Below are 25,047 nucleotides of genomic sequence, written 5' to 3' on the forward strand. Positions count from 1 at the left end.
AAAGAGGTCACACCCGTTCCCATACCGAACACGGAAGTTAAGCTCTTTTGCGCCGATGGTAGTTGGGACTTTGTCCCTGTGAGAGTAGGACGTTGCCAGGCTTGCATTGTTCCGCAATAGCTCAGCGGTAGAGCAATCGGCTGTTAACCGATAGGTCGTAGGTTCGAATCCTACTTGCGGAGCCATTTTATGGAGAGCTGTCCGAGTGGCCGAAGGAGCACGATTGGAAATCGTGTATACGTCTAAAGCGTATCGAGGGTTCGAATCCCTCGCTCTCCGCCAGAGCCGGCCCGTTGGTCAAGCGGTTAAGACACCGCCCTTTCACGGCGGTATCACGGGTTCGATTCCCGTACGGGTCATCAATTTAAATATGGAGGATTAGCTCAGCTGGGAGAGCATCTGCCTTACAAGCAGAGGGTCGGCGGTTCGATCCCGTCATCCTCCACCATTGTATAACTTCTAAATTTTAATTTATCGTCGCGGGGTGGAGCAGTCCGGTAGCTCGTCGGGCTCATAACCCGAAGGTCGCAGGTTCAAATCCTGTCCCCGCAATCTGGTCCGGTAGTTCAGCTGGTTAGAATGCCTGCCTGTCACGCAGGAGGTCGCGGGTTCGAGTCCCGTCCGGACCGCCATTTGGCTCGGTAGCTCAGTCGGTAGAGCAGAGGACTGAAAATCCTCGTGTCGGCGGTTCGATTCCGTCCCGAGCCATAATCACAAAAAATAATTGCAATTCTAATGTACCAATCTTTTCTTTACTGGTTGAGATTTGGTCGACAAGTAGAAAAATCCTTATGATCTATAATCATTTTAAACTTGCCGGTTTAGCTCAATTGGTAGAGCAACTGACTTGTAATCAGTAGGTTGGGGGTTCAAGTCCTCTAGCCGGCACCATTTAATATGGAGGGGTAGCGAAGTGGCTAAACGCGGCGGACTGTAAATCCGCTCCCTCGGGTTCGGCAGTTCGAATCTGCCCCCCTCCACCATTTATAGGGGTATAGTTTAAAGGTAGAACAGAGGTCTCCAAAACCTCCAGTGTGGGTTCGATTCCTACTACCCCTGCCAATTATTATGGCGGTTGTGGCGAAGTGGTTAACGCATCGGATTGTGGTTCCGACATGCGTGGGTTCGATTCCCACCAGTCGCCCCATAATATTTTTTAAAAAGTGATTATGGTATAGAATACAAACATTCTTTATTGGGCTATAGCCAAGCGGTAAGGCAACGGACTTTGACTCCGTCATGCGTTGGTTCGAATCCAGCTAGCCCAGCCATAATACGGGCCATTAGCTCAGTTGGTAGAGCATCTGACTCTTAATCAGAGGGTCGAAGGTTCGAACCCTTCATGGCCCATCTTTGCGGAAGTAGTTCAGTGGTAGAATACAACCTTGCCAAGGTTGGGGTCGCGGGTTCGAATCCCGTCTTCCGCTTTTAATTTTAATAATATGGCGGCATAGCCAAGAGGTAAGGCAGAGGTCTGCAAAACCTTTATCACCGGTTCGATTCCGGTTGCCGCCTCCATATTATGCCGGTGTGGCGGAATTGGCAGACGCGCACGACTCAAAATCGTGTTCCTTCTGGAGTGTCGGTTCGACCCCGACCACCGGTATCATAAAACGTTGATATAACGCTGATTTACGTTGATTTAATACGTGAATTAGCGTTTTTTCGTTGTTTAAAAATAGTACGCAACGATAATTACGCACCTAGTCGTTTAGCACTTCGCACTATTCGTTGATCTACAAATTTTTTCAACGAAAGGAAGAGGTATAGATGGCAAGACGAAGCAATACGATTTCATTAAACTTAGAAGGGCAAAAGGCGATACATTCCGTTGATACATTTGAACAAGCGTTACACTTATTTTTACGAGATGATTGTATACTGCCAGTTCTAAAACGATATGTAACGGCAGGGCAAAGTGCCCACCGTTTCGATGCGTTGCTCGCCCAACAGCATTTGCTAGCCTATAATGTAAAAATCGCCAATCCGAAAGGACCATTTAGAAAGCCTGAACCAAAATCAGCTACATGTATTGGATCAGTAGGTTGTGCTACATCATAAATCGATACCGTATTGTTGCGCATATTGGCGATATACAAAGGACCATGAATTGGGTCAGGTGGGTAAAGCACTATTCCCTGAGGACCACTTAGCTCTCCGACTCCAAACCGTCTAACATGTATGGGGTCGCTAGGAGTAGTAATATCATAAATTTCTGCCGAACTGTTGATAAAATTGGACACATACAGAGTGTTGCCTTTGATTCCGAGTCCAGCAGGTCCATCTATCTCTCCTGAACCAAAGTTCCCTAAAGGTAAAGGATTCATAGCCCCTATAATTTCATAAATTTCAATCGTGTTACCCAATTGATTGGCTACGTAAAAAGTAATGTCTTTAACTGCTATTCCATTCGGTCCATTTAACTCCCCAGCACCAAACCTCCTTACATGTATAGGGTCACCAGGTAAAGTAATATCATACATTTCTGCTGTACTGTTATTAAAATTAGCGACAAACAGTGTAGTGCCTGTAATCGCAAGCCCAGCAGGTCCATCTACCTCACCTGAGCCAAAATCCATTACATGTATAGGATCAGTCGGGAAAGAAACATCATAAATGCTTATTAAATTATTGTTAAAATTTGAGACATAAAGCGTAGTGCCTGTAATCGCAAGTCCCGTAGGTCCATTCAACTGTCCAGCACCAAAAGCACGTAAAAATGCAGGACTTGTCGGATTGGTAATATCGAAGATTGATACCGTGTTCCCGTCACGATTTGATACATATAGAAATGCCGTTGGCGAGGTGGGGGCTGGCGCAATTGTGGCAATTAAATCCAATGTATTTTCAAACTTGAACTCAAGCAGCATTTCCTTTTTAATGATGTCACGTAGGGTTCTTTGGACACTAGCGTCAACAGCAAGAAGGTCGGTCACAGAAACAACGGCAGGAGAAAATGTGGTGTTTGTCGGGGGAGGCGTCCCCAGCACAAATTGAAGTTTTTCGGCTTCTGCGTTCATCAGATGAGCAAGCGCCAACTCTTCAAGTGCGATGGAAGATAATAGTAAGGGAACGGTCTGAGCAGTAGTAATTGAAATGGTGGGGGTAATATTCGGTATGCTTGGATTAGACAATATTATTCAACTCCTTAAATATTTTGAACTCATTAGTCTGTATAATTTACTCATTTAAACGTTTAGTGGACAGTACTCTTGTCCATGTTAAAGGAAAATAAAGGTTGTCATGTTACGATATAAGGACTGAGAAGGGGCTACCGTATCACAAAAGCAAACCCATGTGTTTATACGATGTGCCTGGTGATGGACGAACATGAACAACAAATCTCGAACCCTAAACGTCAGAGAATATTTGAACGGTTGAAAACTTGCGTGGAGCATACTATTAGGTACTACCATAATGCAACGAGTTGAAAATTCTTTTGTGGCATTCTAATAATCTCAATTTTGGAATATTATGTACAACAAATATTATAAATGATATACTATAAAACGTTCATATTGTCAGTTTAATTTTATACAATTTAGACGGTGGTCATGATAGTAAAGGATTCTTTGCCGAGGATCACTATGAAATAGATTTATGCCAAGAAGTATTAGATGACTAGTTTAATAGGAAATAAGAGGGGAATGAACTATGAAAAAGATGAAGAAATTGTGGGCGCTAATTATGGTTGTAGGACTATCAATCGGTGTCTTAGCAGGATGCTCAAATCCCAAAAATACCGTGCAAGAGTTTTTGACAGCAATACAAAAAGGGGACTTTGAAAAGGCAAGTACGTACGTTGAGAATAAAGACAATGGCTACCAGTTTGGCAAATTGAATGAGACTACAGATGGTATGGACGGAAAAGCAATATTCAATGCAATTGTAAAGAACTATAAATTCGAAAATCCAGTAGAAGTATCTAAGAGTAATGATACAGCGAAGGTTAAAGTGAAAGTTACATCCGTTGACATGTCTGTTGCGGTGACAAAGACAATTGGAGAAGTTATGCCTATGGCCTTTGCTAGTGCTTTTAGCCAAGATCAAACGCAGTCTAACAAGGCGATGCAGCAGATGACTGAATCAACTCTTATTAAGAACTTGTCTGATAAAGATGCAACAATGGCAACTCGTGAAGTTACGTTGAACTTGAAGAAGGATAAGGATGGAAACTACAAAATTGTCTCCGATGAAAATTTGCAAGAAGCATTGTTAGCAAACGCAAAAGCAGTGGATAAGATATTCGGTAAAAAATAATTTGGCCATAGTGGTATAAATGATTGTCTATCCTTTGGTTAGGACAACAGCAGATGCAAGGCAAGGTGATCCATCAAAAAAAGGGAAACACAGACATGTGAAAAAAAGAGAATATACAAGAAAACAAAAAGCCGCAGAACTCCTGCGGCTTTTCTTCTCTTTCTATAAAACCTTCCTCTTACCGAATTCCCACCATAAACTTCTGAACTTTCGGTGCGATAGCAAACAAAACAATTGATAAAACGATAGATGCTAGTCCAATAACACCAAAGTAGGTCATTTCATTTTCTGGTGTGTAGAATGCTGCGAGCTGTGCGTTGAGTGCTTGGGCAGCGGCGTCTGATAGGAACCATAGGCTCATCATTTGGGCTGAGAATGCTTCTGGTGCTAGTTTAGTTGTAGCGGATAGTCCTACTGGTGATAGGCATAATTCTCCGATTACGACAATGAAATAGCTTAGTACGAGCCATAATGGGTTTACGAGTGATTGTGTGCCTCCAAGCATGGCTGGAACGAGAATGACAACGTAGGACAAACCAGCAAATAATAATCCTAGTGAGAATTTTTGTGCGATGGTTGGTTGTTTGTCACCTAGTTTGACCCATAAATATCCAACTACTGGAGCAAATACTACGATGAACAATGGATTTAATGATTGGAACCAGGCAGGAGAAATATGAATTCCTGCAAAATCTAATTGTGTTTTTGTATCGGCGAAGTTGGCTAAAACGGTTGAGCCTTGTTCTTCAATGGACCAAAACATGACAGCGGCAAGGAAGAGGGGAATATAAGCAAGTACGTGTGAGCGCTCTTCCTTTGTCGTTTTTGGACTACGATACATCATAATGAAATATAGGGCTGGAATCACAAATCCTAGAATAGCGACGAGATTGATAAACGATTTAATCGTTAGCGTACCAGTCTGAATGGCGATGATAAGAAAAATAGCGAGAATCACGATAGCAATACCGAATTGTACGAAAACTCTTTTTCTTTCTTTCTCTGAAAGCGGGTTTGGAACAGTTGTACCAGCAAGACCAAGATTTTTCTTCTTTGTGAAAGAAAAGACTACTAATCCAAGGAACATACCTACCGCTGCAATCCCAAAGCCAAGATGGAAATTATAGCTTAATCCAACCGTTCCGACAACGAGCGGTGAAAAGAATGCACCGAGGTTAATGGCCATGTAAAAAATACTGAAGCCTGCATCTCTGCGGGCGTCTTTAATATCATACATTTCTCCTAATGTTGTAGAAATGTTTGGTTTTAATAGCCCCGTACCTAGAACAATTAACACCATTGAAACAAAGAACATCGCCATGCTTCCAGGGATGGCTAAAGCGATATGACCAAACATGATTAAGATGGCGCCGTAAAATACCGATTTTGATGCGCCGAATAAACGATCGGACAACCAGCCGCCGATAATTCCTGACATGTATACGAGAGATCCATACACAGATGCAATGGCAATTGCTGTCTGTTGGTCAATCCCTAATCCACCTTTTGAAACTTCATAGTACATATAGTACACAAGAAGAGCTTTCATTCCATAATAGGAAAATCTCTCCCAAAATTCTGTGAAAAAGAGTGTAAATAGTCCCTTAGGATGTCCAAAAAAGCCTCGTTGAGGGACACTTTCCACAATTTTCTGTTTATTTATAGATGACATAATACAATTCCTCCTTGAAAACAATATTACTATATTAATCTGATAGTTGTAACTTGTCAATCAAATCGATACTATCGCTGCTAAATGTAGATAAAATTTAAAGAAACTAATAATTATAAATAAATAAAATTTTCTTAATATAAAAATATAAATAAGTCGTTTATGTAGGAAAAGCGTGGAAAGAAAGGAAAGAATCCTCTATATGGTGTACAATGAATAGAAAAAATGGAGGATGTTAGAGGTATTTCAGTCAGAATACAGCATAAAAAATAGACCATCACTGAAATGGACGGTCTATTCCAAACTATGACTTAAAATATATTAGGCACTGTAATATTTCCATTACTGTTTATAAATTCAGCTAAACTTTTACTATGCTGTCTGTTTTCTATTCTTCTTGTAGCTCGTTCTATGGCAGTTTTGTGTAAGAACTTTTCTTCATTCGTTTCAGGAATGACGGTTGCTACTTCAGTTGGTTTACCGTCTTTTCCGATTGCAACAAAAGTAAGAAAGCTTGTTGCTGCAATTTTGTGTTCACCTGTCAGTAAGTTTTCAGCAGTAATTTTTACGAATACTTCCATAGAAGTTCTGCCTGTCCATGTTACATATGCTTCTAAGCAAACAGCATCGGCTTTTGTAATGGGATTTAAAAAGTCAACAGAGTCTGTGGATGCTGTCACCGTAAAATTTCTAGAATGTCTCGCAGCTGCTATAGAAGCAACGTCATCAATCATGTACATCAAGCGTCCACCAAATAAGGTATCATTATTGTTTGTATCATTTGGAAAAACACGACTTGTTTTAATAGATTTACTTTCTTTGCAATATTTAGGCTCCAATACATCTACACCTCTTTCTAATATAATGTAATATTAGAAAATTATAACATCTCTAATAATTATTTACAATATTTATGTTACTTAGCTATAGCATTTGTATGTTTAAGTAACAGATAATTAGTGATTTCTCTTTTTCATTGAAGGGTGCTCGATCTCAAAATGATCCAGAAGTGTGTTAACGACTACGGATACTTCAGCTATATGATTTGCTAATGTTTCAAGTTTCTCATTCGTATTGTGTGTTACAGAAGAAGTATCATCTGAATGGTTACTCACATTTTCAGCAATAGACGAAATATCGCTCAACTGACCGTGGACACGATGGCTAATGTCCTCTAAGTCTGCCCAAATACCTTTCATATTTTGATCTATCTTTTCCTTAATGCTCTCAAGATTTTGGTTTAGAATATTTACTTGGACTTTTGTTTGTTGTAAATTATCGTTTAACTCTTTCGTTGCGTTTTTAAAACGGTCAATAAACGCACTGCCTTGTAGCTCTAAGTACATATCTAATAGTTTTTCCGGTGTAATCGGATTGTTTCTTCCATCACCACGAATTTGATAGATTCCTTTGTTTGTACAATAAGGCTTATAGGGACCGCTCGGAATTTCGATTCGGTAAAACGGTTTGTCTGAATCTTCATTTTCTATAAATACTTCAACACCTACAGGAGGACGACATTCACCTGCTTTGGAGAGGAGCGTTAGTTTTTCTTTATCGCCAATTGGACATCCATAGATAGAACCATGCTGTTGTCCACTTGCATCTATTCCTTCATCGACGCCGACAAGAATCGTGCCTCCAACGGGAGAGTTTGCAAAAGCTACTAAATCTTCGGGTTTTATCCCCTTCATCTCTCGTTTAAAGTCAACATCGTATCCTTCTTCCTTACTTAATAAATGCATTGCTTTTTTACTTATAGAATGGGAATTGCCGGTCAATATAAATACCTCCTACGCGAGCGTCCTGCATTAAATATATGGTATCATATAGTTTTTTGACAGGTATAAATGTCTGATTCATTAATAAAAGGCCTTATTTCTATTCTATAATTGAAAATTAAAACGTCAATATTTCAAAAATATTTTGACATTTCTATTTTTTCAGTTTATAGTATATATCAATAACAGAATAAAACTTATCCAGAGCGGCGGAGGGACTGGCCCGATGAAGCCCGACAACCAGCATTTTTTTAGAGTGTAGTGGTGTCAATTCCAGCGGATTGCAAAATCGGATAGATAAGGGACGATAGCAAATTTTAATGCAATTTCATTGCTTATTAAAGTTAATTATGCTGCTTTCCTTATAGGAAGGCAGCTTTTTATTTTCAAAAAAATTGAATTTATTTCTCATCAAGAGAGGTTGAGGGACTGGCCCAATGAAACCTCGGCAACCTTCAGGGATATTTTTCTGAAAAGGTGCTAATTCCATCGCTTTGTTTAGTAAGAGGCGAAAGATGAGAGAGGGTAATCTTGCGTTTCTAGACCTCTTTCATCAGTTTTCAATGAAAGAGGTCTTTTTGTATACAAATTGAATTAGAAAAGGGGATATTATGATGAGTGAAAGAAAATTAAGCTTTGAAACATTACAAGTACATGCAGGTCAGGTTGTAGATCCAACTACAGGATCACGTGCTGTTCCTATTTATCAAACAACTTCCTATGTGTTTAATGATGCCGATCATGCAGCGAATTTATTCCAATTAAAAGAACCAGGAAACGTGTATTCAAGAATCATGAACCCAACGCAAGACGTGTTTGAAAAGAGAGTTGCAGAGCTAGAAGGCGGCGTAGCTGGACTTGCAACTGCATCTGGAATGGCAGCTATCTACTATTCCATCCTAAATGTTGCAAGTGCAGGGGATGAAATCGTAGCGGCAAGTACTTTATATGGTGGTACATATGAATTATTTCATTCAACACTTAAAAAAAGCGGAATCAATGTAACCTTTGTTGATCCAGATGATCCGGAAAACTTCAGAAATGCTATTACAGATAAGACAAAAGCACTGTACGCAGAAACAATCGGAAATCCGAAAATCAATGTATTAGATATCGAAGCAGTAGCAACCATTGCACATGAAAATAAGATTCCTCTTATCATTGACAATACGTTTGCAACGCCTTACCTTACACGCCCAATTGAATTTGGCGCGGACGTAGTTGTTCATTCTGCAACAAAATTCATCGGCGGACACGGAACGACAATCGGTGGAATCATCGTTGATGGTGGTACATTTGATTGGAGAGCAAGTGGTAAATTTCCTGACTTTACAACACCAGATAAAAGCTACAATGGTTTAATCTATGCAGATTTAGGTGCTCCGGCATACGCATTAAAGGCTAGAGTTCAATTGTTACGTAACACAGGTGCAGCACTAAGCCCGCAAAGTGCATTTAGCTTCCTTCAAGGTTTAGAATCGTTGTCACTACGCGTTGAAAGACATGTTGCCAATGCGAGAAAGGTAGTTGAATTCTTGAGTAATCATCCGAAAGTTGCATGGGTGAATTATCCGGAACTAGAAGGAAACCCATACAATGCATTAGCGAAAAAATATTTACCAAAAGGTGCAGGATCTATCTTTACATTTGGTATCAAAGGCGGAGCAGAAGCAGGAAAGAAATTTATTAATAGTGTTGAATTATTCTCACTTCTTGCAAATGTAGCGGATGCAAAATCGCTTGTTATTCACCCAGCAAGTACAACACATGCAGAGCTTACGGAAGAAGAGCAAAAAGCTGCTGGTGTTACTCCTGACTTAATTCGTCTTTCCATTGGTGTGGAAGGTATCGACGATATTATTTACGATCTACAACAAGCGCTTGAAAAAACAGTAGGGTAACAACTTATCTAGAGTGACATCGGCCATTCATTACTTTAGAATATACCCTTGTGTAAAGCGTCCTCACGTTTGTGAGGACGCTTTGTTTCGTTTTCTAAAATGACTTAAAAAAAGTCAAATGAAAGGAGGTAAAATAAGAGGTCTAGTAATCTCTTCAATATTACTTAACAACTTGTCTGCATATTTTGTATATTTCCTACAGATACCTAATTATAGTAACTTGATATATTTATCCCTTACATATAATTACGCATTGAATATAAATAGAAATGTACAAGTAATAATGTACAAATACAAAATGGAAATCTATGTATAGAATAAGAAGACTCAACGGTTTCCTTGAAAGGAGATTAATATTTTGTCTTTTCCAAATATCCCTAGTGTTACGCCGACGATTTCCCTTTCGACTAAACAGACAATTCCGTTGCTTTTGGCTTCCATTGCTTTTGAGGAATTAGCTCTAGCTCATATCATGAATGCGGAAGCAGAGAAGATTCAATTTGTTCTTGGAACATTACCTCCTCCTAAAACTACATTTTCTCCAGCAACTGTATCCATAACTAATCTTATTGATATTGATACAAGTGTTCAAAAAACTCTTCGTGATGTTATCAAGAAGGAAATGCTGCTGGAATTCAAATTTGAAAACGTACTAGATCTTATCGGAACATTACCAACATGTACGCCGGCAACAGCTTCTTTTAGCAATAACGCACCAATTACAAATATCGACCTCAGCAATACTATCCCATACCCATCAACGATTGACGTTGCAGGTTTACAAGGTTCTATTGCTAAAGTGACAGTTACTATTAATGACTTCTTCGATCCTAATAATACTTCACCATCACAATGTCATCTTACACTGTTAGTTGTCGCTCCTGACGGAACTGCAGTTCTTATCTTTGCGGAGGCAGGGAATAATAGTGGTAGTGGAGGTACTCCAAGCGCTACCTTTACAATTGACGATGATGCGGCAACGGTAATACCACAAAGCGGTCCAGTTCCTTCTGGTACGTTTAAACCAAGCGTCTATACTAACTTTAATTTAGATTCACCTGCACCACAAACAGCACCATATCCTACAACATTAAGCACATTTGTTGGTAAGGTTCCAAATGGTACATGGAGTCTTTTCGCATTTGATGAATTTGGCGGCCATGGAATGGAAATTCGTGGCGGTTGGGCATTAACGATTACTACTGCTTGTCTTTAGGTATTATCTTTAGAGAAAAAAGTTGCTCTAATATGAAATAGGATAAAGCTCAGATTTAGTAGATCTGAGCTTATTCAATTCCTTCGGTTCCTGAACGTATAGTAAAAATAAATGGAGCTTAAACAGTAACCAACTATTAAATTCTTCATCATTAAGATTTATTTACTAACCACACTTTAGAAGGGTCATTATTTTCCTTCCATTGATTAGGAGTCATAAAAAATTGTTTTCTTCTAGTTTCTAGATATAAAATACTTCCGATTGTTTCATCGATAATCTTGTAGTTCGGATGAACTTGTTTCAGTTTATTATTTATTTCACATAATAAATCCTTTGTCTTTAGGAGTCTCTCATCAAAATCCTCTTTGGAAATACGAGGTATTGCTTCTATTTGAGTATGAGGGCAAGTATGTTCGACAATATACAAAGTCTTTCTGAACAAAATCCCTTCTAAGTCCGCAATACGTTGTAGCATAGGAACAATATGAGCTTTAATGATTAATGCATCATCATTATTACATGTATTTTTAGTATTATATTTAATAGCAATCAATTCATCATGTACAGAATGCAAATACTTGTAAACAGAACGTTCCATATGGAAGATTGACCTTAAGGAAGATACATAGTTTTTTTCATCAAATAGATAGAACAACACCTTCCCCCCTTTACTCAAAAGAATATTTTTTATCTTGATGAGTGACATTCACAGCATAAACCATTTGGTATTAAGTCCAATACATTTTCAAACTTTTTTAATAATAGCCACTCTTTCATTAAGACGGTTTCAACAAATCTTGTTGCTTCTCTGTTGAATTGGAATATTTCACAGTTAGTGGGATCTGTTGGAAAATCCTTGCATTTTCCGACGAAAGCTTGCATTTTTTCGGCTTCAGCGTTCAAAAGATGTGATAAAGCAATTTCTTCTAATGCTATTGATTCCAATAAATCTATAACGATTTCGTTATGATCGGGGCGATGGGGCTCTGCGGGTATTGTTGGCATACTCAAGGTATTAGCACCCTCCTTTTTTCAATTTACTTTTTTATTTTATGTGCATCGCTTTTTTTTGTTACAAATGCCCTGTAAAAATATGAGCTTGTCTAAAGTATCGAATGTGTTACAATTTCCATTTATTATAAATTTAATCAGAAACATTTCATTCATGACTACATTAAAAAGTTTATTTTGAACATTTATATCGATATCAATAAGCTCCGATTATTAAACCACTGCCGAAATATATCTCCTTGAATATACCTTGGCTTTTGTCCATTTCATGTTTATACATGCACTCATATGATGATAATAGTTCAGAGGAAAGAAAAATTTTTACGAATTTACTAGCAAGGGGAGCTGATCGGGATATTTCAAATGAAACAACAGTTCAGGTGATCACTGATCCGAATAAAATGAGAATGGTAAATATCCCAAGTTGTATAGTAGCCCCAGAAACTTGTGACGATTAACAAGATGGAGTCGAAAACAGAAATTTAATGCTACATAGAAGGATATTTACTGTATTGTTTAAGTAACTCTATTTACGCTGCAGATTAATAAGCTCCAAAATATTTTCAAATTTGAATTGCAGTAACATTTCCTTTTTGATTACGTCCTGAAGAGTTTTTTGAACACTATTGTCTATTTCGAGCAGGTTGGATATAGACACAACTGGAGGAGAAAGTTTGGTCTGCGTGTGTAATGTTCCGAGAACAAATTGAATCTTTTCTGCTTCCGCATTCATGATGTGAGCTAGAGCCAACTCTTCAGTGGCAATAGAAGATAAAAGTAACTGTATAGCCTGTGAAGTAGTAATCGAGATAGTTGGTGTTATATTAGGTATATTTGGAAAAGACATCGTATCACCTCATTTTTTATTTAGTACTGTTTTAGTTTATTTTCACAGTACTAAGAATGATACAATTATTTTCCAGTACAAATTTTGTCCTCATAAATGTTTGCTTAGTTCAACTGCTATGAATGAAACAATCAACTTACTGTTTTAAATTTTTTTAACTATAGTTCATACAGATATGTACAGAGTTTCCCTTGTTGATACTTCAGTAGGTATTAAAGAAACCCTCTGTTCATCAGTCTTAATGTGGTGAACAGAAGGTAGGAAATTTTTAGATAGTAGAAATTAACATCCGATAGATAGTGGCAAATAATATCTTAGTAACAAGAGCTCTTGAAACTGAGATGATAGAAGTGTCTTAAGGTAATGGAGTGATCGATATTAATTCAAGGACATTGTCAAATTTAAACTGAAGTAGCATTTCCTTCTTGATTACATCACGAAGAGTTTTTTGAACACTTGTATCAATATCAATAAGATCAGTTATGGATACAGTTGTTTGAGAGAATGTAGTTTTAGGAGGAGGTAATGTTCCAAGAACAAATTGAATCTTTTCTGCTTCCGCATTCATGATGTGGGCAAGGGCTAATTCTTCAAATGCAATGGATGCCAAAAGTAATGGAATAGTTTGTTCTGTTTTAAGGGTAATAGTTGGCGTAACACTAGGGATATTTGGGAAAGACATTATATCACCTCACTTTCTTTCAGTTTCAATTACATTATATTGACAATTCTTATAAACGGCACGGCTTGTATGCCTATTTTTTATCACTCATTATTTTTAGGTATATTTATAGATAATATTGTAGTAATTAGGGTTTCATCATCACAGTCATCTGCTAATTGTCCGAAGAGGTCTTGGTTACTCATCTTTATCTTCCGCAAAGCATCTATAGGAGAAACGAATGATCTTGATAGTCTAGCAGCCTGTGCATAGCATTTTGCAGCTGATTCGATCTGTCCCAATTGTTCGAGACAGCATCCTTTATAATACAAAGCTTGAAAGCTACCAACTCCCTTTAAGGTGAGGTATTGTAAATTATCTTCACCCATTTCGAGGCAGTGATCAAACACTTCTATTGCTTCTTTGAACCATTTCTTGAAAAATAAGATTAACCCTTTATAAAAATGTAAATCTACATAATCTGGATAGAGCAACGTCACTTTTTCGATACTTGGCCATGCCCCGTCAATGCTCCCCGAACTAATTAATATAGCATACTTTAATCTATATAATAGAGAAGGAGGTGTGTTGAACTGTTTTAGAAAATCTAAAATGGCACGATTGATATAATCAAATGCCTTATCATATTGTTTTACACGGTAATATTCGCTTGCAATATGATAATGAATCCAAGGGTTTTGGTCTTTTTGTTCGAGTGCATCTTCTAGCATACTTAGATTACGTTCAAATTTCCGTTTACTTTTATTCACAGAATCCAAATACCCATAATGATATACTTTAATTGGTACTGTTTTGATTTCATTAACCTCTGACTCGGTAAGAACCTCCTTAACATTGAGCATTTCATGGATAGCGTACATAAATTTAAATCCTTTATGATTTTTGAAAAGTCGGGTGTGAGCCATATCGAACGTATTATTAGGATCTATATGGTCACCATAATAATTAACTAAGTGAATGGACAAAATATGGTCATGAGAATATAAAACGTCACGCAGCTTATATACATCAGAAGTATCTACCTCCTCATCTGCATCCAACCACATTATCCAGTCTCCTGTTGCGCGTTCCAATCCATAGTTGCGGGCAGCTGAAAAACTTCCGTTCCAGGGAAACTCGTACACCACTGCTCCAAATGATTTGCAGATTTCAACAGTTCGGTCTGATGACCCTGTATCGACAATAATAATTTCATCTACTACTCCTTTTATACTATTTAGGCAGTTCTCTATATACTTTTCTTCATCTTTTACGATCATACACAACGAAAGACTTCCAAACTCCATTATTTCTTTCCTCCTTATAAATCATTAAAAATCATTTCCTATAATATGAAGCTAATGTAACGAAAGTGATTTTTTGGAAACTTGTCCAATTTTGTTCCATATAATAAATGAATGAAATAAACCGCATTCACGTATGGGGAGGATACTGTTGAAGACAGAAAAACTTAAAATAAACTGGGTTGGTTCTCAATTTGTCGGTGATAGTCTCTCGATTGTAAACAAGAATATTTGCAGGTATTTTAGCAAAGAATCTATCAATCTAAGAAAGAAGATACCTAAGACAGAAGTATCATTTCTCCCATCTTTTAATGAAAAAAAGGAATATCTCCTTTTCCTGAACCTGACTTTACTATTGTTCATCAGTGGCCGCCCGATTGGTCGGTTCCAAAAAGCAGGCATTGGATTTGTTAGCCGCAAAGTAAAATATTATTGTTTCGAAAAAATTACTAGATTGTCTAAAATTTCTTCATGAAACACAAAAAGCCCCCCAAGAACCTGAAGGGTAGTTCAAAACTGGCGGTGTTTTCCGCATCCGCATCCACCTTGTTCATTCATAGTGTCCAAAAAAAGACAGCAATAAATGCTGCCTACAGTCTTTTTTCTTTTACAATAACTATAAGAACAAAACGAGGTGACGGAAGATGATGACGAGAAATCAAAATCACGAGCGAGAACAATTTGAGATGATTACAATTGATCAAGTAGTCCCACAAGAACATCTTGTACGAAAATTAGAAGCGGCGATAGATTTCTCTTTCATCTATCCCATGGTAGAAGACCTCTATTCATCAGTCGGACGGCCCAGTATTGATCCAGTAGTCTTAATTAAAATGACGTTTATTCAATATGTATTTGGCATTCGTTCCATGCGTCAAACGATCAAAGAAATTGAAACAAATGTGGCCTATCGTTGGTTTTTAGGATTTGGCTTTTATACAGAAATCCCTCACTTTTCAACCTTCGGTAAAAATTATGAACGTCGCTTTCAAGAGACAGATTTATTCGAACAGATTTTTTATAAGATCCTTAAAGAAATTGCGGATCAAGGGTTATTAAGGACGGACCATGTTTTCATTGATTCAACCCATGTGAAAGCGAGTGCGAATAAACGTAAGTTTGAAAAGAAAATAGTGCGAAAAGAAACACGTGCTTACGAGGCCAAACTTCAAGAAGAACTAAACCAAGATCGTGTGGATCATGGGAAAAAGCCTTTTCCTCCTGAGAAATTTGAAAAAGAAGAATGGAAAGAGATAAAAGAAAGTACCACGGATCCTGAGAGTGGGTACTATGTGAAAGACGAACGGACCAAACAGTTTGCTTATTCTTTTCATACAGCTGCGGATCGGTATGGTTTTATTTTAAGTGCGATGGTTACACCTGGAAATATTCACGACAGTCATATGCTTCAACCCCTAGTTGAGAAAATCATAGAAAAGGTGGCGAAACCTGTAGCGGTTGCCGCTGATGCTGCCTATAAAACACCTGCTATTACGAATTTCCTTATAGAAAATGAAATGACACCTGTTCTTCCCTACACGCGACCAAAAACAAAGGAAGGATTCATGAGAAAACAGGAATACGTTTATGATGAATATTATGATTGCTATATCTGTCCGCAAGGACAGATATTACCGTATTCTACAACGACGAAAGAAGGGTATCGTCAATACAAATCAAATCCTTCAAAATGTGAGAGTTGCCCATTGTTAGCTCAGTGTACGCAGAGTCAAATCCATCAAAAGCTGATTCAACGTCACATTTGGGAGAATTATATGGAAGAAGCCGATCATCTTCGTCATACAAATGAAGGGAAAGAAATTTATGCACGGCGGAAAGAGACGATTGAACGTGTCTTTGCCGATGCAAAAGAAAAGCATGGTATGCGTTGGACAACCTTAAGAGGTCTAAAAAAATTGTCCATGCAGGCGATGCTGACTTTTGCTGCCATAAATTTAAAGAAATTAGCGAACTGGACTTGGCAAGGTCAGGTGATGGCCTAAAGGAAGATACTCGAAGAGTAAAATCTCGATTCACTTGGGATAAAAGTACCCGAAATTCTATAAACATATCAAAAGGCATTTGGAATGAGACCATTCCAAATGCCTTTGTCGACAATCTGAAGACAGCAATAAATGCTGTCTCTTCTAGTTTATTAAAGGCTATCCTCGATTGAATGCGGTCAACAAGTTCCAAAACTTAAGTTTGCCAATGGTACTGGGATTGTTGCAATCAGTACAGGTATCCCATTGTTGGTTAAGGTTACCATAACTGTACCATTATTATTAATTCTGATATTAAAACCAACCATTTCCGAGAATCCATCAGATAGTAGATTTGCCGTACCAATAATGGTCACTCCTGTTGCGTCACATGCAATATTTGTAATGTCCGCTGCAGAAATATTAAGAACGAGATTGATAGGGGCAGGTAAACCAGGAACAACCAATGTTAAAGTGAAGAATGAACCGTTTGCTGTACAATTAGGACAAATGCTGAAATTTAGTGATCCTCCTAAAGTGGTGAAAACCGACCCGTTCAACGCAATCGAGATAGGTTCTAATGCAATGGGACCACCTAAAATAGCAACACTACAACCACATGTTGGACCTTCTGTACTAGAAGCGATTAAATCCAGAACGTTTTCAAACTTGAACTCTAACAGCATTTCCTTCTTAATTACATCACGAAGAGTTTTTTGAACACTTGTATCAATATCAATAAGATTAGTTATGGATACAGCTGGTGGAGAAAGTGTAGTTTTAGGAGGAGGTAATGTTCCGAGAACAAATTGAATCTTTTCTGCTTCCGCATTCATGATGTGGGCAAGGGCTAATTCTTCAAATGCAATGGATGCCAAAAGCAACGGAATTGTCTGTTTAGTCGAAAGGGAAATCGTTGGAGTAACACTAGGAATATTTGGGAAAGACATTATATCACCTCACTTTCTTTCAGTTTCAATTACATTATATTGACAAGCCTTAAAAACGGCACGGCTTGTATACTATTTTTCTATAACTTTCAATTCTATTATGAAGAACCGATAGCCAATCTTCTAATAAGTAGAGTTTCATCACATTCCCATCAAGGTAACAAGAAATGAAGCAACGGCATTTGTTTTCGTTCCTTATTGCGATTGCGCCATCAACAGGCTTGAAGTCTTCCATTCTTTCGCATACTGCTCTTCCTATTTTTGATAATCGTTTCCAATACGTGGGAGGAATTAGTTCTCTTTCATAAATAAATTCACCCTTCCTGTCTATCAAAATGGACAGGAAGGGTGAATTAGCTTAACATGATGGGGGTGGAATTTCTTCATCGAAATCTTTTGGTAATTCTCCGAAAATGTCTTGATGCTTTATCATCAGCTTACGGAGAGCGTCTATAGGAGCAACAAATGTTCTTGAAAGATTTGCAGCCATTGCATAAGACATCGCAGCTGCCTGAATTTGTCCGAGCTTTTCAAGACAACATCCTTTATAATACAAAGCCTGAAAGCTGCCGACTCCCTTTAAGGTTAGATGATGCAAATTCTCTTCTCCCATTTCAAGGCAGTGTTCAAATGTCTTCAATGCTTCTGTATACGATTCTTTGATGTATAGGATCAAGCCTTTATAAAAGTGTAAATCCACATAATCCGGATAGAGGGAAATCGCTCTTTCAATTCCGGGCCATGCACCGTCAATGCTCCCTGAACCGATCAATATCGAATACTTTAGCCTGTACAGCAAGGAAGGTGGTGTTTTTAGCTGCTGCAGGAAACCAATAATAGAACGATTGACATGATCGAATGCCTGGGCATATTGGTTTACACGGTAATATTCACTAGCAACATGATAATCTATCCAAGGACTGTGGTCTTTTTGTTTGAGTTCATCTTTTAACATTCCAAGATTACGTTCAAATTTCTTTTTATTTTCATTCGCAGCATCTAAATATCCGTAATGATATACTTTAATTGGAACAGTTTTGATGGGTTGACTATTGTCCGATGCTGTTAGAACTTCATTCACGTTAAGCGTTTCATGGATATTATTTATAAATTTAAAGCCTTTATGATTTCGGATAAGACGAGTATGAGCCATATTAAATGTTTTATTTGGATCTGGAAGTTCACCATAATAATTAATTAAATGAATGGACAGGAGATAGTCATCACAGTAGAGGGTATCACGCAATTTATAGACATCAGAAGAGTCTAACTCTTCGTCTGCATCCAACCATAATATCCAATCTCCTGTTGCACGATCCAATCCATAGTTACGGGCAGTTGAAAAGCTCCCATTCCAGGGAAAGTCGAACACCTGAGCCCCGAATGATTTACAGATTTCAACGGTTCGGTCTGAAGACCCTGTATCTACAATAATCATTTCGTCCACAACACCTTTTACACTCTTCAAGCAATTGCCAATATGATCCTCTTCATCTTTTACAATCATACACAACGACAGGCGGCGTAAATTCATCATTCCTTTCCTCCCTTATAACATTAGATTAAATCATCAGTTTCCATCATATGATTTCAACTAGGTAAAAGTGCATTTTTGGAAACTTATTCAGTCGTGGTCAATATAATAAAAAGGTGATGAAGAAATGACATAATCAAAATCGGGGAGGAGAGTGTTGAAAATAGGAACACTCAAGATAAACTGGGTCGGTCCTCAGTTTGCCGATTATAGTCTTGCAATCGTAAACCGATGTATTTGCAGATATCTTCAGCAAGATACTCAAATTGCTCTTAGAATAAAGATACCTGAGCAGGAAATTCCCCTTTGTCGATCGCTCACAGCAGCAGAAAAGGGGAGATTCCTGTATTTTCCTGAAGCGGATTTTACAATTGTTCATCAGTGGCCCCCCGATTGGACGACGCCAAAAAGCAGGTATTGGATTTGTATGCAGCCATGGGAATATGGTGCAATTCCTAGAGAATGGTATATACCAATGAAATATTGGGTAGATGAAATCTGGGTTTACAGTTTATATAACAAGGAAAGCTACGCACGCTGCGGCATTCCTGAAGATAAAATTCATGTGATTCCTCTTGGTGTAAACGAAAACGTATTTCATGATGATGTTGAACCTCTAAATCTAGAAACGACCTCCTTTCGGTTCCTCTTCGTCGGAGGAACAATTGGACGCAAAGGAATCGATATTTTGATTGAGGCTTATCTTAATGAATTTACTGCGGATGATGATGTTTGTTTATTCATTAAAGATAGCGGGACTCAGTCTTTTTATAAAGGAATAACACTTGAGAAAATGATTTTTGAAGCAATGTCTAATCCAAACAATCCGCGTATTGTATACATGGATAAGAAATTTACGGCTGCAGAGCTGGCAGGATTGTATAAAGCGTGCGATTGTTTGGTTCATCCATACAGGGGAGAAGGATTCGGTTTGCCCATTGCAGAAGCGATGGCCTGTGGTACTCCGGTCGTTGTACCAGATAAAGGATCATGCCTGGATTTTTGTAGCGAAGAAACAGCATTCTTTGTTTCATCAAAGGAGGTTGCTTTATCAGAGAAAAAAGTAAGTAATCTCGATACGGTAGATTATCCATGGTGGCTGTCGATTAATAGGAGTGATTTGCAGCAGGTAATGCGGTTTGCTTACGAGAATCGTGCATTGGTTAAGGAGAAAGGACAGAAAGCAAGCCATCAAATTTTATCCTCGTTTACCTGGAAAAAAAGTGCACAATCCGTTTCCAACAGAATAAACCAGTTAGCTCAGAAGGAACAGAATCCGAAACTATCTGATGAGGATATCACTAAAATGGAGCTGGAACATGGAAATGAACTGTATACTGAAAATCTTATCGAGAATGCATTAGAAATATATCTGAATATTTTATCCACATATCCCTCATCACTTCTAGCAAGGTATAATGTAGCAACTGTTTATATCGTACAAAAAAACTATATATCTGCGATTGAGCATCTGGCTTATATTGTCAACAACATGAATCAAGAAAAAAAGGACTTTCAGGAGAAAATCTGGTTCATGATAAAGAACTGCTATTCGGAAATAAGGTCTTTTAAATAGTAGATTACAACCATTCCTATTGAAGTGAAGCGGGTAGGCTCCATTCATAAACTGAGGTTCTATTTATGGAATCGAGTAAACTTTGATCACCTCCTAGATTTACGTGGCGAATTAGCTTCTACTTATTGAAACACGGGAATAATTTTTGGTGTTAAAGAGATGTATAAGAATACCATGCAGTATGTATCAGAAACAGACATGGATCAATTTAATTTTCTGAATTTTAAAAATCAAAAGAATATGAAGAGTGTGTAATGTTCTTGAAGATTTAATAGGAGGAGATACATTCGTATGAAAACAGCTCTCATTACTGGTATTACAGGGCAAGATGGTGCCTATTTAGCAAAATTCCTTCTGGATAAAGGCTATCGAGTAGTTGGTTTATTTCCACGCCGTAGCACCAACGCACCTTGGAGATTAACTTACTTGAAAATAGCCGATGAAGTTGAATACATGGAAGGTGATGTAACCGATCCCTCATCACTCGTAAGAGCTTTAAAATTGACAAAACCTGACGAAGTGTATCACTTGGCAGCACAAAGTTTTGTTGCCTCTTCGTGGAAGCAGCCAATTCTGACTGCACAGGTCACTGGTATGGGTGTTCTGTATATGTTGGAAGCAATTCGAGAGGTTGATCCTGGAATTAAAATGTATCAAGCTTCTTCAAGTGAAATGTTCGGTGGCATGATAGAGGATCCTAAACAAACAGAAGAAACCCGTTTTCATCCGAGAAGCCCTTATGGCGTATCTAAGGTTTTCGGTTACTGGATGACGAAAAATTACAGAGAAAGTTTCAATATGTTTACCTGTAATGGAATTCTGTTCAATCACGAATCACCGCTTAGAGGCATTGAGTTTGTCACGCGAAAAGTCACTGACGCTGTAGCTCGTATTGTTGCCGGACAGCAAAAAGAACTTCGTTTAGGAAATATCCATGCAAAACGGGATTGGGGGTATGCCGGGGATTATGTAGAAGCGATGTGGTTAATGCTCCAACATTCATCACCTGATGATTATGTAATTTCAACCGGAAGAACAGCAACAGTTGAAGAAATGTGTAAAATCGCCTTTAATTATGTGGGATTAAATTATCAAAATCATGTTGTTATCGATCCACAACTCTACCGTCCTGCAGAAGTGGATTTACTTCTTGGAAATCCGGCCAAGGCCAATAGCAAATTAGGCTGGAAGACTAAGACTAGTTTAGAACAATTGATCCAAATGATGGTTGACGCTGACCTGGAACGAGTTCAACAGTCGGGTACGCTCGAAGAAAAGTAAAGATTGCTTATATAAACCACACTAATATTCAAAGATGCCAGAATAGAAAAATTTATATTTCTTGATAGAGCGTAAGTTTCCAGCTCTTAGTTTAGAAGCAAAGCAAAACTCTCACTAATAAACTCTTGATGTACTGGGATCAATTATCTAAGAAAGGGGAGGTAGCTCTATGCCTCAAAGGGATCGTTTTTTACTAATCAAAGCTTGGGGGAATGGTTTCTGGTCAGATACGGCGCATGTCGTCGGCCAACTTTTGATCGCTGAACTAACAGACCGTATTCCGGTCATTTATTGGGGAGCCGATTCTTTATATGCTTCTGAGAGACCATTGATTAAAGACGCATTTACCATGTATTTTTTGCCTGTGTCAAATTATACTGTTGATCATCTAGCAAATGAAAATTATACTTTCTATCCATCGAGATGGAATCGTAGTAATTTACGCTTGCCAGGTACAAAAGATTTAGCAGATTTAGAAGATGCTGCTATAGCAAATGTTTTTAGTAGGTCTGAAAACGTAGTGGTAAGTAACGTACACATTTTTGTACATCACTTAATAAAATGGATTAAAGAAGATCATCCAGCATACGGTTTAGGGGTTTGGGATGTATACAGCTATCTTTACAAAAAATATCTCAAACTACAACCTTACCTATCTAATGAAATCGAAGATTTTTATCTTAAGAATATGAAAAATAAACACCCTATTTTAGGTGTGCATATTCGTGGCAGTGACAAAATTTCCGAATTTCCGCATTTATATCAGCTTAATAACTCATATCCTGCAGAAATTGATACCTATCTAAAAAATAACCCGACAGCCTCCATTTTTCTGCTAACAGATTCTGAGAGTATTTTGACAAAATATCAACAGCTATATGGTGATAAATTAATTTATACTAACTGCATACGAACACAAAACGATAATGTTTCTGTACATGCGGGTTTACCTTATCATGACAAAAAACAGAAAGGTATTGATGTCATTAAAGACTCTTATCTTGCCACGAAATGTGATCATTTTATTGGTGCCAGTTATTCTAATGTTTCTATGGCAATACAGGGTCTTAAAGTTTGGCCGGAAGGGACCATTAAGCTTATTCAGTATTGAGAATTGACATAATGTAATCACCTTATTCAGCAAATCATTGAAGTGATTTTATGGTTAGAATGTTGAGTAGCATAAATAATTAAATAAAAGGAAGAAATTTCGTGAACAAAAGTAATCGCTTTTTGCTAATTAAAGCTTGGGGAAGTGGCTTCTGGTCAGACATGGAGCACGTCGCTGGCCAACTCTTGATTGCTGAACTCACTGACCGTATTCCTGTTGTTTACTGGGGGGCTGATTCTTTATACGCTTCTGAGGACCCCTTGGTTAAAGACGCATTTACCATGTATTTTTTACCTGTGTCAAATTATTCCGTTGATCATCTCGTAAACGAAAACTATACTTACTATCCAACGAGATGGAATGGTGGTAATTTACGCTTGCCAGGTACAAAAGATTTAGCAGATTTAGAAGATGCCGCTATAGCAAATGTTTTTAGTAGATCTGAAAATGTAGTGGTAAGTAACGTACACATTTATGTAAACTATCTTACAAAATGGATTAAAAAAGGTCACCCGGCCTATGGTTTAGGTGTCAACGATATATACAGCTATCTTTATCGAAAATACTTCAAATTGCAACCTTATCTATCTGGCGAAATTGAAGATTTTTATCTTAAGAATATGAAAAATAAACACCCTGTTATAGGGGCGCATATTCGTGGTAGCGATAAAATTATTGAGTGCTCACAGTTAGATGATCTTAATAACTTATATCCACAAATAATTAATAATTATCTAAAAAATAATCCGACAGCTTCTATTTTTTTACTAACGGATTGTGAGAGCATTTTGTCAAGATATAAAGGGTTATATGGTAATAAATTAATTTATACTGAATGCATGCGAACATCTGATGATAATATTCCGGTGCATAGTGGTTTACCTCATTATAACAAAAGGAAAAAGGGAATTGATATTATTAAAGATACCTATCTCGCACTGGAATGTGATCAGTTTATTGGCAACAGTTATTCTAACGTTTCTCTAGCAGTCTTTCGACTTAAAGCTTGGCTGGAAGGGACAATTACACTTTTTTAAGTATCCTATTAAGCAGATGAGGAGGTATATGTATGGAACAGACGCTTGTCAGTATTATTACACCCTCCTATCTACAAGATAAGTTTATTCAAGAGACAATTGAAAGCATAAATTCCCAGAGCTATTCTAATTTGGAGCATATAGTGATTGACGGGGGCTCTACAGATCGAACCGTAGAAATTTTACAGTCATACGATTATTTAGGAGATCGTTTTCGCTGGGTATCGGAAAAAGATCGGGGGCAATCTCATGCTATTAATAAGGGGCTTGCTATGGCAAAGGGGGAAATTATAGGTTGGCTAAATTCTGATGATACTTATATGACTCTTGCGGTGGAAAAGGCAGTGTTAGCTCTGCAGCAAAATCCGCAATGGGGAATGGTATATGGACGAGCAAACTATACGGATGAACAGAATCAGGTAATCTATCCCTATCCTGTGGAGCCTTTCCAATTGAATCGGTTATACGAAACGTGTTTTATTTGTCAGCCAGCCACGTTTATTCGTAGAGAGGTATTTGATAGAGTAGGTGGAATAGATGAGAGTTTTCATTTTTGCATGGATTACGAATTATGGATGAGAATTTCCAAACACTATCCTATTGGTTTTATTGAAGATGTTCTAGCGACATCTAGAATGCATAAGGATAGTAAAACCATGACGCAATATCATAATGTCGGATTACCGGAAATCATCAGGGCAAGTATTAAAAATTATGGCTCTGTTTCGGATCATTGGCGGAATAACTATCTTCTTCATATATTATTGAAGGACCTGGAGTAATTTTAGCATGATCTATTACGTTCAGAAGGAAGGGGATAGATCATACTATGGCCAAAAAGGGATTTAGAGCGGAGTTTCTAATGAATATGACTTCGCTTTTTTTCGTTAACATTGGAACCGACATAACTGTATAGATGGCTC

At 37.9% G+C, this 25,047-nt stretch carries 23 protein-coding genes, 16 tRNA genes, 1 rRNA gene and 2 riboswitches; of the genes, 29 read left to right on the top strand and 11 right to left on the bottom strand.

Translation table 11 applies throughout. From position 1 onward, the window contains the following. The 18 genes from rrf to ACAN53_RS15735 all read left to right on the top strand — a co-directional run. Positions 1-101, top strand: a 5S ribosomal RNA gene (rrf, locus tag ACAN53_RS15650); the annotation flags it as partial. Positions 102-110: 9 nt separating this feature from the next. Then, positions 111-185 (top strand) — tRNA-Asn (locus ACAN53_RS15655). 6 nt (positions 186-191) lie between these two features. Beyond that, positions 192-282: transfer RNA gene (locus tag ACAN53_RS15660), tRNA-Ser, on the top strand. Between the two features lie 5 nt (positions 283-287). Then, positions 288-359 (top strand) — tRNA-Glu (locus tag ACAN53_RS15665). Positions 360-372: 13 nt separating this feature from the next. Beyond that, positions 373-448: transfer RNA gene (locus ACAN53_RS15670), tRNA-Val, on the top strand. A gap of 30 nt (positions 449-478) precedes the next feature. Continuing rightward, a tRNA-Met gene (locus ACAN53_RS15675) sits at positions 479-552 on the top strand. A 3-nt stretch (positions 553-555) separates the two neighbouring features. After that, positions 556-632: transfer RNA gene (locus ACAN53_RS15680), tRNA-Asp, on the top strand. A gap of 3 nt (positions 633-635) precedes the next feature. Continuing rightward, positions 636-708, top strand: a tRNA-Phe gene (locus tag ACAN53_RS15685). Between the two features lie 107 nt (positions 709-815). Next, a tRNA-Thr gene (locus ACAN53_RS15690) sits at positions 816-891 on the top strand. Positions 892-899: 8 nt separating this feature from the next. Further along, positions 900-983, top strand: a tRNA-Tyr gene (locus ACAN53_RS15695). Between the two features lie 5 nt (positions 984-988). Next, a tRNA-Trp gene (locus ACAN53_RS15700) sits at positions 989-1,062 on the top strand. A gap of 9 nt (positions 1,063-1,071) precedes the next feature. Beyond that, a tRNA-His gene (locus ACAN53_RS15705) sits at positions 1,072-1,147 on the top strand. A gap of 49 nt (positions 1,148-1,196) precedes the next feature. Continuing rightward, positions 1,197-1,271: transfer RNA gene (locus ACAN53_RS15710), tRNA-Gln, on the top strand. A 6-nt stretch (positions 1,272-1,277) separates the two neighbouring features. After that, a tRNA-Lys gene (locus ACAN53_RS15715) sits at positions 1,278-1,350 on the top strand. Positions 1,351-1,355: 5 nt separating this feature from the next. Beyond that, positions 1,356-1,427 (top strand) — tRNA-Gly (locus ACAN53_RS15720). A gap of 17 nt (positions 1,428-1,444) precedes the next feature. After that, positions 1,445-1,518, top strand: a tRNA-Cys gene (locus ACAN53_RS15725). A 6-nt stretch (positions 1,519-1,524) separates the two neighbouring features. Next, positions 1,525-1,606: transfer RNA gene (locus ACAN53_RS15730), tRNA-Leu, on the top strand. A 164-nt stretch (positions 1,607-1,770) separates the two neighbouring features. Next, positions 1,771-2,061 (top strand): hypothetical protein, encoded by a 291-nt coding sequence (locus ACAN53_RS15735; protein ID WP_379971104.1) that lies wholly within the window; start codon positions 1,771-1,773, stop codon positions 2,059-2,061. Here ACAN53_RS15735 and ACAN53_RS15740 read toward each other — a convergent pair. Continuing rightward, the gene (locus ACAN53_RS15740) at positions 1,965-3,134 is read right to left on the bottom strand and encodes an LVIVD repeat-containing protein (RefSeq protein WP_379971105.1); all 1,170 of its coding nucleotides are present in this window, start codon (positions 3,132-3,134) and stop codon (positions 1,965-1,967) included. The genes ACAN53_RS15735 and ACAN53_RS15740 overlap by 97 nt on opposite strands. A 520-nt stretch (positions 3,135-3,654) precedes the next feature. Here ACAN53_RS15740 and ACAN53_RS15745 point away from each other — a divergent pair. Beyond that, on the top strand, positions 3,655-4,260 hold the full coding sequence (locus ACAN53_RS15745; protein ID WP_379971106.1) for a hypothetical protein: 606 nt from the start codon (positions 3,655-3,657) through the stop codon (positions 4,258-4,260). Between the two features lie 178 nt (positions 4,261-4,438). On the opposite strand, the gene ACAN53_RS15750 is transcribed toward ACAN53_RS15745, so the two are convergent. The 3 genes from ACAN53_RS15750 to ACAN53_RS15760 form a co-directional block, all read right to left on the bottom strand. Further along, the gene (locus ACAN53_RS15750) at positions 4,439-5,932 is read right to left on the bottom strand and encodes a peptide MFS transporter (RefSeq protein ID WP_379971107.1); all 1,494 of its coding nucleotides are present in this window, start codon (positions 5,930-5,932) and stop codon (positions 4,439-4,441) included. Positions 5,933-6,243: 311 nt separating this feature from the next. Beyond that, positions 6,244-6,771: an acyl-CoA thioesterase gene (locus ACAN53_RS15755; RefSeq protein WP_379971108.1), complete on the bottom strand. Its 528-nt coding sequence runs from the start codon at positions 6,769-6,771 to the stop codon at positions 6,244-6,246. Positions 6,772-6,888: 117 nt separating this feature from the next. After that, positions 6,889-7,713, bottom strand: a complete 825-nt coding sequence (locus tag ACAN53_RS15760; protein WP_379971109.1) for an AlbA family DNA-binding domain-containing protein — start codon at positions 7,711-7,713, stop codon at positions 6,889-6,891. 194 nt (positions 7,714-7,907) lie between these two features. Then, positions 7,908-8,017: riboswitch (SAM riboswitch) on the top strand. Between the two features lie 101 nt (positions 8,018-8,118). After that, positions 8,119-8,235, top strand: a riboswitch (SAM riboswitch). A gap of 89 nt (positions 8,236-8,324) precedes the next feature. Between ACAN53_RS15760 and ACAN53_RS15765 the strand changes: the two genes are divergently transcribed. Both ACAN53_RS15765 and ACAN53_RS15770 read left to right on the top strand, forming a co-directional pair. Continuing rightward, a complete protein-coding gene (locus ACAN53_RS15765; RefSeq protein ID WP_379971110.1) occupies positions 8,325-9,614 on the top strand; it encodes a homocysteine synthase in 1,290 nt (429 codons plus the stop codon). 358 nt (positions 9,615-9,972) lie between these two features. Further along, a complete protein-coding gene (locus ACAN53_RS15770; RefSeq protein WP_379971111.1) occupies positions 9,973-10,830 on the top strand; it encodes a hypothetical protein in 858 nt (285 codons plus the stop codon). Between the two features lie 151 nt (positions 10,831-10,981). Here the strand turns inward: ACAN53_RS15770 and ACAN53_RS15775 are convergent, their stop codons facing one another. The 5 genes from ACAN53_RS15775 to ACAN53_RS15795 all read right to left on the bottom strand — a co-directional run bounded on the left by ACAN53_RS15775 (position 10,982) and on the right by ACAN53_RS15795 (position 14,656). Further along, complete coding sequence (locus ACAN53_RS15775; RefSeq protein ID WP_379971112.1) at positions 10,982-11,485, bottom strand: hypothetical protein; 504 nt, start codon at positions 11,483-11,485, stop codon at positions 10,982-10,984. A gap of 32 nt (positions 11,486-11,517) precedes the next feature. Continuing rightward, on the bottom strand, positions 11,518-11,835 hold the full coding sequence (locus ACAN53_RS15780; RefSeq protein ID WP_379971249.1) for a hypothetical protein: 318 nt from the start codon (positions 11,833-11,835) through the stop codon (positions 11,518-11,520). Positions 11,836-12,367: 532 nt separating this feature from the next. Next, positions 12,368-12,688 carry a hypothetical protein gene (locus ACAN53_RS15785; RefSeq protein ID WP_379971113.1) on the bottom strand — a complete coding sequence of 107 codons (321 nt, stop codon included), beginning with the start codon at positions 12,686-12,688 and terminating at the stop codon, positions 12,368-12,370. A gap of 355 nt (positions 12,689-13,043) precedes the next feature. Continuing rightward, positions 13,044-13,370: a hypothetical protein gene (locus ACAN53_RS15790; protein ID WP_379971114.1), complete on the bottom strand. Its 327-nt coding sequence runs from the start codon at positions 13,368-13,370 to the stop codon at positions 13,044-13,046. Positions 13,371-13,453: 83 nt separating this feature from the next. Then, a complete protein-coding gene (locus tag ACAN53_RS15795; RefSeq protein WP_379971115.1) occupies positions 13,454-14,656 on the bottom strand; it encodes a glycosyltransferase in 1,203 nt (400 codons plus the stop codon). Positions 14,657-14,804: 148 nt separating this feature from the next. Between ACAN53_RS15795 and ACAN53_RS15800 the strand changes: the two genes are divergently transcribed. Beyond that, positions 14,805-15,128 (top strand): hypothetical protein, encoded by a 324-nt coding sequence (locus ACAN53_RS15800; protein ID WP_379971116.1) that lies wholly within the window; start codon positions 14,805-14,807, stop codon positions 15,126-15,128. 169 nt (positions 15,129-15,297) lie between these two features. After that, on the top strand, positions 15,298-16,656 hold the full coding sequence (locus tag ACAN53_RS15805; protein WP_379971117.1) for an IS1182 family transposase: 1,359 nt from the start codon (positions 15,298-15,300) through the stop codon (positions 16,654-16,656). A gap of 179 nt (positions 16,657-16,835) precedes the next feature. Here ACAN53_RS15805 and ACAN53_RS15810 read toward each other — a convergent pair whose 3' ends face one another. Continuing rightward, positions 16,836-17,585 (bottom strand): hypothetical protein, encoded by a 750-nt coding sequence (locus tag ACAN53_RS15810; RefSeq protein ID WP_379971118.1) that lies wholly within the window; start codon positions 17,583-17,585, stop codon positions 16,836-16,838. A 167-nt stretch (positions 17,586-17,752) separates the two neighbouring features. On the opposite strand from ACAN53_RS15810, the gene ACAN53_RS15815 reads away from it, so the two are divergent. Then, entirely contained in the window at positions 17,753-17,893 is a 141-nt protein-coding gene (locus tag ACAN53_RS15815) for a hypothetical protein (RefSeq protein WP_379971119.1), read from the top strand. 50 nt (positions 17,894-17,943) lie between these two features. Here ACAN53_RS15815 and ACAN53_RS15820 read toward each other — a convergent pair whose 3' ends face one another. Continuing rightward, complete coding sequence (locus ACAN53_RS15820) at positions 17,944-19,122, bottom strand: glycosyltransferase (RefSeq protein ID WP_379971120.1); 1,179 nt, start codon at positions 19,120-19,122, stop codon at positions 17,944-17,946. A 154-nt stretch (positions 19,123-19,276) separates the two neighbouring features. On the opposite strand from ACAN53_RS15820, the gene ACAN53_RS15825 reads away from it, so the two are divergent. The 5 genes from ACAN53_RS15825 (at position 19,277) to ACAN53_RS15845 (ending at position 24,906) form a co-directional block, all read left to right on the top strand. Beyond that, a complete protein-coding gene (locus ACAN53_RS15825) occupies positions 19,277-20,695 on the top strand; it encodes a glycosyltransferase (protein WP_379971121.1) in 1,419 nt (472 codons plus the stop codon). Between the two features lie 291 nt (positions 20,696-20,986). Further along, a complete protein-coding gene (locus ACAN53_RS15830) occupies positions 20,987-21,976 on the top strand; it encodes a GDP-mannose 4,6-dehydratase (protein ID WP_379971123.1) in 990 nt (329 codons plus the stop codon). Positions 21,977-22,145: 169 nt separating this feature from the next. Next, positions 22,146-23,087: an O-fucosyltransferase family protein gene (locus ACAN53_RS15835; RefSeq protein ID WP_379971125.1), complete on the top strand. Its 942-nt coding sequence runs from the start codon at positions 22,146-22,148 to the stop codon at positions 23,085-23,087. Positions 23,088-23,188: 101 nt separating this feature from the next. Next, positions 23,189-24,124: an O-fucosyltransferase family protein gene (locus ACAN53_RS15840; RefSeq protein ID WP_379971127.1), complete on the top strand. Its 936-nt coding sequence runs from the start codon at positions 23,189-23,191 to the stop codon at positions 24,122-24,124. A 32-nt stretch (positions 24,125-24,156) separates the two neighbouring features. Then, on the top strand, positions 24,157-24,906 hold the full coding sequence (locus tag ACAN53_RS15845; RefSeq protein ID WP_379971129.1) for a glycosyltransferase family 2 protein: 750 nt from the start codon (positions 24,157-24,159) through the stop codon (positions 24,904-24,906). Positions 24,907-25,047: the final 141 nt, after the last annotated feature.

This window comes from Ectobacillus soli (assembly GCF_042610425.1).
Classification (GTDB): Bacteria; Bacillota; Bacilli; order Bacillales; family Bacillaceae_G; genus Ectobacillus.